Here is a 14,534-nt window from a genome sequence, read left to right as displayed (position 1 = left end):
GCCTCAGTCAGCGGCAGTCTTTTGTCGAATAAAAAACAGCTTTAGGTTTTCTTTTAATCGAAACTAAAGTCTCGACTTATTTTATGCCCTAACAGGATAGTAGCACGGGTTAGTTTAATCGACTTTGTAATTTTAACTATAGCCACTTTAACATATCGCTATAACTCCGTGTATACCCTCATGTCGTTGTCTGGTTCTGGCTCTAATCTAGAATTTGAACGGAGAGTACCTAAAACACATAGTTTTTCATGAAAATATCAACTTTAATCTTTCAAATTTGGCAACTTACTGTGCCCTAATAGAATTTTTTTAATTATACTGAATAATCGCTTGTGGTATATATCCGCATATCGATTTAAAATTGAGACGTTTTGAGTTACCACCTAACTGGGATCAAGAACGTGTCTTGGTGTTAAGAACTGTTGCGGCTAAACTCAGAGCGCTTATATACTGTGCCTAACAGATATTTAGCGTTCTCATTGCCCACAATCCTGATTAGAGTATTTCTTTTTGAATAATCAGGAATCTCATACCGTAGACATGTAGATTCTTAGTTAGCCTCTAAGTGGCAACTGCGTTTTTACGCAAACCTTTTGTTAATCTTACGAATTTTTGTGCAAAGTAATGGTCATGGCTCCTGCCAAGATTCTTGTAGTTGACGACGACCCTGCGGTTCGGAATTTAATCCAACGCTTTCTGATTAAGCAGAACTATCAGGTGGAGGCTGCCGAAGATGGAAAGACAGCCTTAACTCTATTTGAGCAATTTAACCCCGACTTGGTGATTCTAGATGTGAATTTACCAGATGTAACTGGGTTTAACCTCTGCCAAGAGATGCAAAGTCGTAATGGTGTGTTTGTTTTGATGTTGACTAGCCGTGCTGACGAAGCTGACAAAATTCGCGGCTTTGCTAAAGGTGCTGACGATTATCTCACCAAGCCTTTTGGGCTAGGAGAGTTAGAAGTCAGAGTCGGAGCTATTTTGAGGCGTCAACGAGTGATAACTAATGCCGAGCAAAAACGCTTGGTATTTGAAAAACTGATGATTGACCCAGTGCGGCGGGAGGTGGCGCTTAATAACCAAGCAGTACCTTTAACCGCTCTGGAATTTGATTTGTTGCATTTTTTAGCCAGTCATCCAGGTCGAGTTTGGCGGCGTGCGGAGTTAATCCAAGAGGTATGGGACTATGAATACGTCGGCGACCAACGGGTTGTAGATGTCCATATTGGGCAAATTCGCAAGAAGATTGAAATTGATGCTAGTCAGCCAGCATTAATTCAAACTGTACGTGGCGTAGGGTATAAGTTTGAATCTCCTGCTCATCCCCAGCACTTGGAAGCTAAGTCTTGAGTTAACAGTCTAGAGTTTTTTAACTCTTGACTGTTAATTCTCGGGGGAGTGATTTGTGAATTTCTTTGGCTTTAGTAAAAGACAAATTTAAACAGTCAAATAGGTAAATATTGCTCAAATACACACCAGCTAGTTATTTGAGATATTTATTTATGCGTTTAAGACACTGAGCAGGGGAAAGAGTCCACTGGAAAATATTTATTTGCATCTAGACCATTTTGGTAGATACAACGTTGCTTAGGTTGGAGTTTGTAGCGGCGCACAACTATCATTGGTGTCAACACCCAACAATATTTGGGCTTTATCTTCCTAATTTGACACCAATGGGCATTGCTGCGCCCCTACAACATATTTGGTTCAAATAAATGAAAACTGTTGTAAAACATTAACAATTATTTACCACTATAGAAAAAGGCAATTTCTTTTTCTTTTAGGGGTGCGAAACCAGCATCTACAAGTAATTGGTCGAGTTCTGCTTGGGGAATGTGTTTTGCACCAATTCGCACAATGCGCGATCGCATAGTATTAGATACGCCACTGCGCTGTCTATTGGCTTCTAGCGCCATAACTTTACCATAAAGTTCTAGTTTGGCAGGTGGAATGGGAGAACCATCAAAATCAATTCCCTGTGCGATCGCTTCATCAATAGCATCAGCACCTGTGGTAGTTTGATTTCCTGGGTTAGTTTCGGTAGGCATGGTGATTTACTCTTCTTCGTTATGGGTAGATTTTACCAGCCTTGTTGACACCAAACCTGCTTACTGGCTTTTTTGCGATCGAGGATTATTTGCAATTCTTCGCGTGATAAATCTATCTTAATTAAGCCTGTCTAAGTGATCTGAATCAAAAAAACCTCTAAGAAGGTTTTACTACGCAAAACCTGTCCCTCTCTGAGTCGGAGAGGGACAGACTTGAACTTTAGTTCAAGGCAGGGAAAGGTTCATCGAACTCACACTAGACTAATCACGAGCTTGTCGGGTCACTAAACCACCAACAAACGCCCCTAAGATAGTACCTGTCCATAGTCCTGTTGTGCTACCTTGCCATATTGCTCCTGGTGTCATCCAAGCATTGCACATCTCCTTTAAACCCCAAGGTTGGTTTTGGCACTTTTGGCTATGCAGGATTATGGTGATTTGCCCACTGGTGTAAGCACCAAAAAAACCTGCTGATAGCGCCAAAATAGTGCAAATTAAAATTCTATTTTTTGCCATTAGTCATTTGTCATTAGTCATTTGTCAAGAGTTAGAAATTCTTCCCCTGCCTCCCCTGCTGCCTCATCTCCCCACTCCCCATTCCCAATCAACCTGTATTTCTCATTCCAGCTGCAATGCCATTAATAGTTAACAATGCTCCTCGCAGTAACTCGCCTTTGCTGTAACGAGAGTGAATGACTCCAGAAGTAGCAGTAGTATTTAGGGACTGCCGTAGCCGCTTGAGTAGTGAAACTTGGATAAATCCCAAGGGGACAATTGTGCCATTGCGTAACTGCACAGATCGTTGCAAGACAGGATCGCCATCTAAAAGTCGATTGTGATCGGTGATTTTTAATACCAAATCTCTTGTGAGATAGAACTCGCTAGCAATTTGGTCAAAAACCTTGGCGAAACGAAGTTGATCTTCTGGTTTTGATAATTCCTGGACGTAGTGATGTGCCATTTGCATATCTACTTTTGCCAAGGTCATCTCAGCTTTAGAAATTACCATCTTGAAGAACGGCCATTTAACGTAAAAGTAGCGCAGCAATTTCAAGTGTTCTTCTGGTTCTTCGTTCAAAAATTCTTGTAAAGCTGTGCCAACACCGTACCAGGAAGGAAGTAAAAAGCGGGTTTGTGTCCAGCTAAATACCCAAGGAATAGCTCGTAGACTACTTAAATCTTTCTTACCAGATGGACGGCGAGCTGGACGGGAACTAATTTGTAGCTGGCTAATTTCTTCAATGGGAGTTACTTCGTGGAAGAAGTCAACAAAATCAGGCTGTTCGTAGATTAAAGCACGATAATGTTGACGCGATCGCACTGCTAATTCTTCCATAATTTCATTCCAGGGTTCAATATCATCAAACCCTGTCCGCAACAGACTAGCTTGAATCACCGCAGTGGTGATGGTTTCCATGTGGTATAAAGCCAAGTCCAACAAGGAGTATTTAGAAGCCAAAACTTCCCCTTGTTCGGTAATCTTGATTCGCCCATTGATACTATGACCCGGTTGAGCCAATATCGCCTCGTAAGCAGGGCCCCCACCCCGTCCCACAGAACCGCCGCGTCCGTGGAAAATTCGCAAATTTATATCATAGTTTTCTGCTATTTGTTGCAGTGATTTTTGGGCTTTATGAATTTCCCAGTTGCTACTTAAAAACCCAGAGTCTTTGTTGCTATCAGAATACCCCAGCATCACTTCTTGTAAGTTTGGGGAGAGGGGGGAGGGTGCAGGGGGGGATGAATTTTCATCCACAACACTTTCTGTTTTTGTCTGTTCGTAGCCGCCAGCTAATAAAGCGCGATATAAGGGGAGTTCAAACAGTTTCCGCATGACGCTTCTGGAGCGTTGTAAGTCTTCTACTGTTTCAAATAGGGGGACAACTTGAATTGTGCCGACAGCAATGGCGGGGTCAAAAAGTCTGGCTTCTTTGGCTAAAAGTAATACTTCCAGCACGTCGCTCACGTCGCGGCACATGCTGATAATGTAAGTTTGGCAGATATTTAGACCAAATTCTTGTTGCAGCGATCGCACGACGCGAAAGGTTTCAATTACATCGTTGGTTTTCTCAGAAAATGGCAATTCTGCCGGAATTAACGGCCTCCGGGTTTGCAGTTCTCCTGTAAGCCAAGCGACTCTTTGCTCCTCAGATAGTTCGTTGTAAGGTTGAGGTAATATTTGCAAGTATTCCAATATCTCATTGAGCGCATCAGCATGGCGAGATGATTCTTGGCGAATATCTAGCTGTGTCAAATTAAAACCAAAAATTTCTACCTGACAGATCAGATTTTCTAATCCTCGACAGCTTAAACCTGTTTCTGTCAAGTTGCGCTGAATCATCCGCAGTTCTGCTAAAAAATCGGCTCCTGAAAGATACAGGGGACTATCTTGATTTTTTGGCGTTTCCCGATTGTACAAAGCTAGATTGCGATCGCGAGTATTTTCTAGCCGTTTGAGCACATAAGCCAGTTTGAGCCGATATGGTTCTTGCCGATAACGTAGCGCCAGTGCGTCATATACCTCACTCAACTGGGACTGATCCAATTCTAGAGATTCTAGTAAATCTGGTAAGACATCACTCCAGTGCATCGACACACTCAATAATTCAATCAGATTTTTCACTGACTGAATATATTTCCCAAGCACCATTTTGCGCTGATAGCAAGCTGTTTGCCAAGTAATTTCTGGTGTGACTGATGGGTTCCCATCTCTGTCTGAGCCTACCCAGGAACCGAAAGAGCAAAAGTTTTTACTCGGTGGTTCTAGCCAAGGAAAGGTATTAGACAGGGTGTGTTTAAAACGTTTATAAAGTTGAGGAATGCCATCAAATAAAACTTCTTGGAAGTAGTGCAGGGCATAATCTACTTCATCTAGCACAGTGGGTTTAAACTGGTGAAGTTCGTCTGTACGCCACCAGAGGCGAATTTCTTCGAGCAATTGTTCGCGTACATCTGCTGCTTCCCAAGCATATCCCCCAGCTGTTGCACCAGAATGGTTTTCCAAGGCATCCAGTTTTTGCAAAAGTTGTACCACCTGGCGCTGCTTATCCCGGATGGTATGACGAACAATTTCCGTCGGGTGCGCTGTGAAAACTAAGCGCACATCCAGATGTGCAATTAAACGTTGAATTTGCTGGGGTGGAACATTTAGTTTGAATAAATAGGGAAACAAGGCAGCAAAAGTACCTTTTGGTTTGACTTGCGCTTTTTCTAAATAATTCTTTCTGAGCAACTCTGCTGCTATTCCCCTGCTAACAGGCGCGTCATCTTCTCTTTGATTAGAAGAATAGTTGACATTAGATGCTCTTTCTGCATCTGTAGCCTCTGTTTCTGCCTCATAGCGACTTAATTGCTGCCGTTGTTCGTATTCCTGCTCTATGATGTTAATCAACTGAAAATACAGAGCGAAAGCACGAGCCGCGCGAATTGCTTCGTTGATATTTAGTTGTTCAATCAATTTTACGGCTGAGGATGCTTGGTCATTTGTTGCTTGTCCTTCTGGTGAACACAAATCTCGCAACTCCCGCAACAAGTCTACCATGTTTTGACCGCATTCTTGCCGGAGAACTGACTCCCACAATTCTTCCACTACCTGGAGACGATGACGCAAAAATAATTCCGACACCGGGTATATATCCGCAGTTTGAGACGAAGAGTATAAAAGGGAACCCATATTCTCTATTGTTGTAAAGCTAATTACTGTTTACGCTTTTAGGTTGTGCAATTAATGCTCACCAAGTTGTTCCTGAGCAAATAATTATTTAGTGTATATTTTCTAAGTTTGATTAGTTTCGCTATCCTCTGGAAAGTCGAGATTGGGTAAGCGATCGCCTCGCAATAATTCTTCACTTGCCTCCCCTATGGCTTCTAGTGCCCTTACTGTAGTTTTTCCGGTAATGAGCAGCAGTAATATAGACGCTGTACCTATTTGTAAAAGGAAAGATTGGGGAATGCTAAAGAAATCCAGATTGGATGCGGGGTTAGTTGAGGGTTGTTGGTAGGCAGGAGGCATTGCTAATTCTTGATTATGGGAATATGAGTCAAAAGAAGTTTGGAGTTAAAAGTTAGGAGTTAGGAGTTAAGAGTTTGGAGTTAAGATGACTCCAACGATAAAGGGAGGGAGTTTAAATGAGATAAGCTTATTGTTTGTTTTGCCCATCAGAGGCGTTAGCACATTGGGATACGAGTCTGGTTTTAAAGGACAAGTCATCAGCCAGTCATATAGAATTATTCTGACTCTTGGCTCATAACTTTTAACTCCTAACTCCTAACTCCTAACTTCTTAATTCTGACTCCCTATTAGTAAAATAAACGCAAAACTCAACATTAGTCAGACTTGCAACCTATACAAGACTATCTTGGCCGATTTTATGAGCTACGAAGGTAACAAAATTGTTAAAAAAAAACGTCAGAGTGTGGTAGACCTATGGTTCTAGTTTACAAGTGCAGGCACTATCCCCCAACAATCGCTTCTTGTAAAGTTAACTGAGCATGAAAACAGTATTACCAGATCGCCAGCAATCCTTAGTGCAGTGGATAAGCCAAGCAACAGGGATCAACACTTTCGGGGTGAAAGTCCGGTTACGGGGAAATAACCTTCACATTCTTTGTGAAGGTACAGAATGTCCGCAGCGTTGGCATACTTTATCTGACTTGCTGCAAGCATTACAGCAAACAGACTTGGATGTTCTCACAAGTGACGAACAACCCTCAATATATCAAGTATTTGTCTATGGCCGAAGAAAAGGGGAACAGCGCCCCTTATGGTGTCATCGGGTTTACTTGAATCAAATAGATAAGCATCTAGAGCAGGTAAAGCAAGCGCTGCTAAAAGATTCGGAAAAATCAAAACAGTCGGCTGGGGCGCTGATTGTCTCTAATGAAAGTTTGGCACGCCAAGGGAACCCAGAAGCGATCGCTCGATATCTGAGCGAAACTCTGAGTACGTTAGGTGTATCAGTACAGGCAAAGATTAAGCTATATAAGCCAAAGAACTCTCAGCCAGAAGAAAATCGTCTGTGGATATTTTGTCAGTCGAGCTATAGCCCTGATGCATCGTTGCTTGCTGAACCGATAGCACAGAAGTTGCGTTATCTCAAGCTGACTGGCTGCCAAGATGCAGTAATTGTTTCCCAGGTGAACGGCGAAACTGCCCCTGATTGGCTGCTGCGGGTGGATTTGACGCCACCAGAGGTAATGCTGAAGGAATGGGCGCGTTGGGGCGATATACAAGCGATCGCGCGATTATTAACTGAGGTGTTGTCTGGGTTAAAAGTTGCTGTCCAAGCTTTTCTAAAAGAATCAACACTACATATCTTTTGTAGCCCAGCTTTTGATCCTTTGGGAACAGCGCCAATCCCCGACAAAGAAGTGTGCTTAGAGGCGATTTTACCGCAGCTAGAAGCGATCGCACCTCAAGGCATTCTCGCCGCCACCATATACGGACAAAAAGCAGGCGACAATGAACCAACTTGGATTGATTGGGTAGCTTTACCTGCTACAAAATATCCCGCCTTTGCCACATCACCGCTAGATTTGGCGAATACTGGCGATGAACCAGCCATCATATTTTTACTAGAGCGTTTACTAAATCCTGACCTGGATTGGCGTTTATTAACGGGTGGAGTTCGCGTACTTCTGCTGAACAAAAATGATTTATTGCACATCATGTGTGATGCACCTGTTTGTCCAGGGCGTCAACAAGTAGCAAGTAAAGTTACACAGTTTATCCGCCAGTTAAAAATTCCCGGTATTATGGGGGTACGTGTCTACGGTCGTCGGGCTGGGAATAAAGAGCCTTTTTGGAACTATGGGCTTGATATTGAACATCGCCAACGTTTAGTCCCAGAAGCAACTCCAGAATTTGCTGCTACTTCTAAATACGTTAATGATTTAGTAACCTCTGAGACTAGTGAACCAATTTTGCGCCCTGACTTAACCACAGAAGAAGTTCAAACTTTTGTCACAGAAATCGCGCGAGATTGGATAACAACGGCGAGTGCAACCGCGAAAAAATTCCTGTTACAAAGCCAGTTATTTATCGAAAGCGATCAGTCAGCAGAACAAAGCCCTGATGTTAAAGGACTTAAGGTTGCTTTAGTGTGGGGAACACTGGGATTATTACTTACCCTTCAAACTGATTGGGTATTGGGTCGAATTATTGCAAGTACTATGTCGGCACCAAAAGTAGCCAGTGTCTTGCCTTCATCATCTTCTGGTCAAGAGGCATCTTTGACATCGGGAAAAACTCAGAGTGAGAAAACAACATTTTTTACCAGCACTTCCAAAACAAAATCTTCTCCAAATCAGAGTTCTGTATTTAATGCTTCTGAGTTTACCCAAAGTGATGATACCCCGACAAATAATTTGGCAGCCGCACCACTGAAGGAAAAAGCAACCGCTACCGCTATTCTTTTAGCAGCGCGATCGCAGATGCCAAGTTTTAATGTCAGGCAGTTAGACGAGCAACTAGCACTGTATAAACAGCGTTTGGCTAGAACTGGGACTCCGCCAGATGTGTTGATTATTGGCTCCTCCCGCGCTCTCAGGGGAGTAGATCCCGCAGCGCTTTCTAAAGCTTTAGCGACTCAGGGCTATCCAAATCTTGATGTATTTAACTTTGGAATCAACGGTGCTACTGCACAAGTTGTAGACTTTGTGATTCGCTACGTACTGGAAGCATCAGAACTGCCTAAAGTAATTATCTGGGCAGATGGGGCCCGTGCCTTCAACGGTGGACGTGAGGATATTACCTTTAAATCCATCGCTGCATCGGCTGGTTATAAACAAGCATTTCAAAAAGCGCCAACAACTGCCAATAGCAGCGATTTGCCCGAAAATACGGTAAATTCGGGGGAAGAAAAGATAAAAGAAGAAAAACCAGAGGTTAGCGCCTATGAGGCTGTGAATCAGTCGTTAAATCAGGCTTTAGCATCTCTTTCTGCTAGCTATCTAAACCGCGACCAAATTAAAAGTTTACTGCAAAAACAACTGCTTATAAGTGGTCGCAATCAGACGGTTGGATCACAAAAACAGTTAACAGACGGTACTTCAGATGAAATTACTTCCCAGCAAGCAGTTGATTTTGATGGCTTTCTACCTTTGTCGATTCGCTTCAATCCTGCAAGATACTATCAAAAACATTCTAGAGTTCCCGGAAATTACGACAACGACTATAAATCTTTCCAAATAGAAGGACAGCAAGATGCTGCCTTTCAAGAAGTGCTTCAGTTTGCCCAGTCTCAGAAAATTTCCTTAGTGTTTGTCAACATGCCTCTCACGGCAGACTATTTAGATCCAGTGCGTAAACAACATGAGCAAGAATTTCAGGAATATATGTTGCGTCTAGCTACTAGTCCCAACTTTATTTATCGAGATTTGAGCCAACAGTGGCCAAAAGCAAATGATTACTTTTCTGATCCCAGCCACCTCAACCGCTTTGGAGCATACGAAGTCTCCAAAAAGCTGGCTAATGATCCGATGATTCCCTGGCCAGTGAAGTAGGGAAGTGGGGAGTGGTGAGTGGGGAAGAGGCAGGGGGGCAGGGAGCAGGGAGCAAGGGAGAAGAATTTTCACCTTTGCCTCTTTTCAATGCCCAATGACAAATGACAAATGACAAATAACTAAAAAATGAACTTTATATCAATTTTTTATGGGCTGTTTTTGTTGAGTGTGTTAGGAATTTATTGGTCTTTAGCACAACAGAAATTGCGATTATGGACGCTGCTAATTGCGAGCTTGGTTTTCTACGGATCTTTGCAGATCCAGTACATGCCATTACTATTAGCATTGACATATATTAATTTCCGTGTGGGGCTAGAGATTGGTAAAAATACCTCACCAGGAAAACATTCTCTTGACTGGCAAATTTCTAATGAAGAGTGGCAATTTGCCCAAGGTGACTGGAATCGCCGTCGTTTAAAAGTTTTGTGGCTAGGGATAGTTCTAAATGTTTTACTGTTATTAGGTTATAAGTATTTTACCCCTTTATTCAAGTTTGTTTTTAATGTGCAAACAAACTCACCCGATAGCTCTTTTAAATTAATTGCACCTTTGGGAATTTCATTTTTTACCTTTGAATGCATTGCCTATTTAATAGATGTTTATCGCGGTGCCCCTGCTACTGAGCAGTTTCTCAAATTTGCTACCTACAAATTATTCTTCGTCAAACTGATTTCAGGGCCGATTACACGCTACCACAACTTAGCAAATCAATTCAATACAATAGAATTACCCAATAGCGATAGAGTCGCCCAGGCGCTGTGGTTGATTGCTAGAGGCGCAGTCAAAAAAGGTATTTTTGCAGACCATCTTGGTATTTTTGTCGATTTATGTTTTGGTAATTTACAACGGGCGGGTAGTACCGATCTCTGGTTAGCTACATTTGCCTACGGTTTGCAGTTATATCTAGATTTCAACGGTTATGTAGACATCGCTCGTGGTAGTGCTATGCTTTTTGGCTTGGTTCTACCTGAGAATTTCGATTTTCCCTACTTCAGCACCAATATTTCAGAATTTTGGCGGCGCTGGCATATCACTCTAGGAGATTGGCTACGTAACTATGTCTACTTTCCTTTAGGTGGTTCCCGTCAGGGTTTAGTCCGTACCTGCTGGAATTTATTTATTGTGATGCTAATCGCTGGTATCTGGCACGGTGCTGCTTTGGGTTATGTAGTTTGGGGCATATTGCACGGGTTAGCCTTGGTGGTTCATCGACTTACAGATACTATGAGCGATCGCTTTGAAAATCTAGAACAATTCTGGCAAAATCCTCTGGGTATCTTTGTCGCTTGGTTATTAACCCAACTGATGGTTTTTACATCTTGGATTTGGTTCCGTCTACCTAACCTCGAAGACTCTTCTTTGGTAATTCGGCATCTTTGGGGTTATCCGGCTGACGCCCAGTTTGCTCAAAAAGTCTATGTGGATGCCTTAAATATGAGCCAATCTCAACTCGCTTGGGTACTTGTAGCTATAGCTACCCTTATGGCTGTAGTCTATACCTTCAACCGAATACTGAAGTTAGAGTTTAACTGGCCTCTTAAACTTGTCTTCGTTCCCCTATGTTTCTACGCTGTTTGGTTATTAGCTCCTGAAGGCAGTTTGCCCTACATCTACTTTGATTTTTGATAAAACATAAGACAACTTACAACTTATTATTTCTTTACAAATCAACAAAACTTAAAATTTTTGCAACAGACTATTTGTAAAGGAATGTAAAGAGAATTAACTAAGCGATCGCGTCATTGAAAGTTATAGCTAGTTTGGTGTTGAAACGGCTGACAAAGCCTTAATTTACTACTTTTATCACTATTGGTTATAGTAGGAAAACTTTACAGTTCGATGAGCTTGTTAAAGAATTTTGTTACACAATATTAAGTCAGAGATCGCGTCAAAGTAAATTAATGTAGACTGTAATTCAACAGGCTAAAACACAATCTGCTTGTTCGATTTTTAATAACAACATATAGCACTTATAAAACAATGACCACAACCTTACAACGGCGCTCCGACGCTAACGTATGGGATCGCTTTTGCGAGTGGATTACTAGCACCGACAACCGTATCTACATTGGTTGGTTTGGTGTACTGATGATCCCAACCCTGCTAGCTGCTACTGCTTGCTTCGTAATCGCTTTCATCGCCGCACCTCCAGTAGACATCGACGGTATCCGTGAACCTGTTGCAGGTTCATTGATCTACGGAAACAACATCATCTCTGGTGCAGTTGTTCCTTCCTCCAACGCTATTGGCTTGCACTTCTACCCAATATGGGAAGCAGCTTCCTTAGATGAGTGGTTGTACAACGGCGGCCCTTACCAATTGGTAGTTTTCCACTTCTTGATCGGTTGCGCTTGCTACCTTGGTCGTCAGTGGGAACTTTCTTACCGCTTAGGTATGCGTCCTTGGATTTGCGTAGCTTACAGCGCACCTTTGGCTTCCGCTACCGCAGTATTCTTGATCTACCCAATTGGTCAAGGTTCATTCTCTGATGGTATGCCTTTGGGTATCTCTGGAACCTTCAACTTCATGATTGTGTTCCAAGCAGAACACAACATCTTGATGCACCCCTTCCACATGTTAGGTGTGGCTGGTGTATTCGGCGGTTCATTGTTCTCTGCAATGCACGGTTCTCTAGTAACTTCTTCCTTGGTGCGTGAAACCACCGAAACCGAATCTCTTAACTACGGTTACAAATTCGGTCAAGAAGAAGAAACCTACAACATCGTTGCAGCCCACGGCTACTTCGGTCGTTTGATTTTCCAATACGCTTCCTTCAACAACAGCCGTTCACTGCACTTCTTCCTAGCAGCTTGGCCTGTCGTCGGTATCTGGTTCACCGCTTTGGGTATCAGCACGATGGCATTCAACTTGAACGGTTTCAACTTCAACCAATCAGTAATTGACTCCCAAGGTCGCGTTATCAGCACCTGGGCAGACGTAATCAACCGCGCTAACTTGGGTATGGAAGTAATGCACGAGCGTAACGCTCACAACTTCCCCCTAGATTTAGCTGCTGGTCAAGTTAGACCTGTAGCGATGACTGCTCCTGCTATCAACGGTTAATTCTGAAGATTTAGCTGAATAAAAAGCGTCCTCCAGAAATGGGGGGCGCTTTTTTGTTAATGCTCACAACTTCCCCCTGGATTTAGCGACTGGTGAGGCAGTACCTCTGGCAATGATGTCTACGACGGGCTACGCCTACGCACCTGCAATTCACGGTTAATTGTAATTTAAAATTCACCGCGCTCTCCGTCTAGAGGGCGCTTTTTTTATATAAAAATTTACACAGATAAAATTTTAAAAAAATATCTGGTGTATTTGGGTACAATTACTAAATTGTTACTCATCTATATTAGTAAATGCATTGGTATAAATAAAAATAATTATCAAAACTGTAATCAGTGAGTAAACTAACTACTGACGGTTCTCTCCAGAGTTAATATTCATTGTATTTCCACTGACTACAACTCTGAAATTTTAGTTTTGTCTCAATTCAATATAAAATCTAAAACTTAAAATCCAAAATCAACATGGCAAACCTAACTCCTAATTCTAGTTTTAGTTTGACACTGCGCTTGCAGATTCCCAATCGTGTGGGAATGTTAGCATCGATAACCCAGGCGATCGCAGCTACTGGCGGTAATCTCGGTCAAATTGATTTAATCGAGCAAACCCGCAAAGAATCCACCCGCGATCTGACTGTGGATGCTGCTAGTACCGAACATGCTGAAACCATTGTGCAAGCAGTCAAAGCATTGCCAGACATCAAGTTACTCAGCGTTTACGATCGCACCTTTAATTTGCATCGCGGTGGCAAAATCAGCATTACTAGCAGAATTCCCTTAAGAAGTGTGTCTGATTTAGCAATGGCTTACACACCCGGAGTTGGTCGAATTTGTACAGCGATCGCTCAAGATCCAGAGGAAGTTTACAAATTAACCATCAAACAAAACACTGTTGCCATTGTTACCGATGGTAGCGCCGTTTTGGGATTGGGAAATCTCGGCCCAGCAGCAGCTCTACCAGTCATGGAAGGTAAAGCAATGCTGTTCAAGGAATTTGCGGGGCTAGATGCTTTTCCCATTTGTCTGGCCACCCAAGATACAGAAGAAATTATCCAGACAGTCAAGAATATCGCGCCAGTTTTTGGGGGTGTGAATTTAGAGGATATCGCTGCACCTCGCTGCTTTGAAATTGAAAAGAGATTGCGCCAAGAGTTAGATATCCCCGTTTTTCACGATGACCAGCATGGTACAGCAATTGTCACCTTGGCAGCATTGTTTAACTCCCTAAAGCTGGTACATAAGTCAATGGCGGAAATCCGCATCGTGATTAATGGTGCTGGGGCGGCTGGAGTAGCGATCGCTCGGTTACTCCGGAAAGCTGGGGCAGAAAAAATCTGGATGTGCGACTCTAAAGGAATTATCTCAACCAGTCGCAGCGATTTGACAGAAGAAAAACTCGAATTTGCCGTGAAAGCGCAGGGTACATTAGCGGGTGCAATGCAAGGGGCAGATGTGTTTATTGGAGTCAGCGCACCGGGAGTTTTGACACCAGAAATGGTGCAAGCGATGGCGAAAGATCCAATTGTCTTTGCAATGGCAAATCCGATTCCAGAGATTCAGCCAGAATTAATCAGTAAAGATGTAGCTGTGATCGCTACCGGTCGCAGTGATTACCCGAATCAAATCAATAACGTTTTAGCTTTTCCTGGGGTATTCCGTGGTGCTTTAGATTGTCGCGCCCATACAATTACCACCACAATGTACCTAGAAGCTGCAAGTGCGATCGCTTCTTTAGTTAAGCCTTCAGACTTGGATCGGGAACATATTATACCTTCCGTCTTTGATGAGCGCGTCGTCACTGCTGTTGCTGCTGCTGTACAACAAGCAGCGCGTCAAGAAGGTATCGCTGGAAATTAATTCAAGTAATGACTCTTATGGGATGGGCATTTCGCCCGTCCCACAGCACATTTTTATACGC

The 14,534-nt window shown here is 42.8% G+C and carries 9 protein-coding genes; 5 read left to right on the top strand and 4 right to left on the bottom strand.

The genetic code is table 11. The annotated features are described in order from the left end of the window. The first annotated feature begins 630 nt into the window (after window positions 1-630). Window positions 631-1,350 carry a response regulator transcription factor gene (locus tag LC608_RS00320; protein WP_229551638.1) on the top strand — a complete coding sequence of 240 codons (720 nt, stop codon included), beginning with the start codon at window positions 631-633 and terminating at the stop codon, window positions 1,348-1,350. Between the two features lie 392 nt (window positions 1,351-1,742). On the opposite strand, the gene LC608_RS00315 is transcribed toward LC608_RS00320, so the two are convergent. From LC608_RS00315 to LC608_RS00300, 4 genes are all read right to left on the bottom strand, one after another. Further along, on the bottom strand, window positions 1,743-2,048 hold the full coding sequence (locus LC608_RS00315; RefSeq protein ID WP_109007959.1) for a DUF4090 family protein: 306 nt from the start codon (window positions 2,046-2,048) through the stop codon (window positions 1,743-1,745). A 261-nt stretch (window positions 2,049-2,309) separates the two neighbouring features. Further along, the gene (locus tag LC608_RS00310) at window positions 2,310-2,564 is read right to left on the bottom strand and encodes a hypothetical protein (protein ID WP_229551637.1); all 255 of its coding nucleotides are present in this window, start codon (window positions 2,562-2,564) and stop codon (window positions 2,310-2,312) included. 88 nt (window positions 2,565-2,652) lie between these two features. Continuing rightward, window positions 2,653-5,721: a phosphoenolpyruvate carboxylase gene (gene ppc, locus LC608_RS00305; protein ID WP_229551636.1), complete on the bottom strand. Its 3,069-nt coding sequence runs from the start codon at window positions 5,719-5,721 to the stop codon at window positions 2,653-2,655. A gap of 102 nt (window positions 5,722-5,823) precedes the next feature. Beyond that, window positions 5,824-6,060 carry a hypothetical protein gene (locus LC608_RS00300; RefSeq protein ID WP_229551635.1) on the bottom strand — a complete coding sequence of 79 codons (237 nt, stop codon included), beginning with the start codon at window positions 6,058-6,060 and terminating at the stop codon, window positions 5,824-5,826. Window positions 6,061-6,539: 479 nt separating this feature from the next. On the opposite strand from LC608_RS00300, the gene LC608_RS00295 reads away from it, so the two are divergent. From LC608_RS00295 to LC608_RS00280, 4 genes are all read left to right on the top strand, one after another. Beyond that, on the top strand, window positions 6,540-9,551 hold the full coding sequence (locus tag LC608_RS00295; RefSeq protein WP_229551634.1) for a DUF1574 family protein: 3,012 nt from the start codon (window positions 6,540-6,542) through the stop codon (window positions 9,549-9,551). A gap of 126 nt (window positions 9,552-9,677) precedes the next feature. Continuing rightward, window positions 9,678-11,177 (top strand): MBOAT family protein, encoded by a 1,500-nt coding sequence (locus LC608_RS00290; protein WP_229551633.1) that lies wholly within the window; start codon window positions 9,678-9,680, stop codon window positions 11,175-11,177. A 354-nt stretch (window positions 11,178-11,531) separates the two neighbouring features. Next, window positions 11,532-12,614 (top strand): photosystem II q(b) protein, encoded by a 1,083-nt coding sequence (gene psbA / locus LC608_RS00285; protein WP_229551632.1) that lies wholly within the window; start codon window positions 11,532-11,534, stop codon window positions 12,612-12,614. A gap of 467 nt (window positions 12,615-13,081) precedes the next feature. After that, window positions 13,082-14,473, top strand: coding sequence for a malic enzyme-like NAD(P)-binding protein (locus LC608_RS00280; protein ID WP_229551631.1), 1,392 nt, complete (start codon window positions 13,082-13,084; stop codon window positions 14,471-14,473). Window positions 14,474-14,534: the final 61 nt, after the last annotated feature.

It is taken from the genome of Nostoc sp. XA010, from assembly GCF_020829625.1.
Taxonomy (GTDB): Bacteria; Cyanobacteriota; Cyanobacteriia; order Cyanobacteriales; family Nostocaceae; genus Nostoc.
The sequence above is the reverse complement of the archived record's forward strand: the minus strand, read 5'-3'. Positions and strand labels throughout refer to the sequence as shown.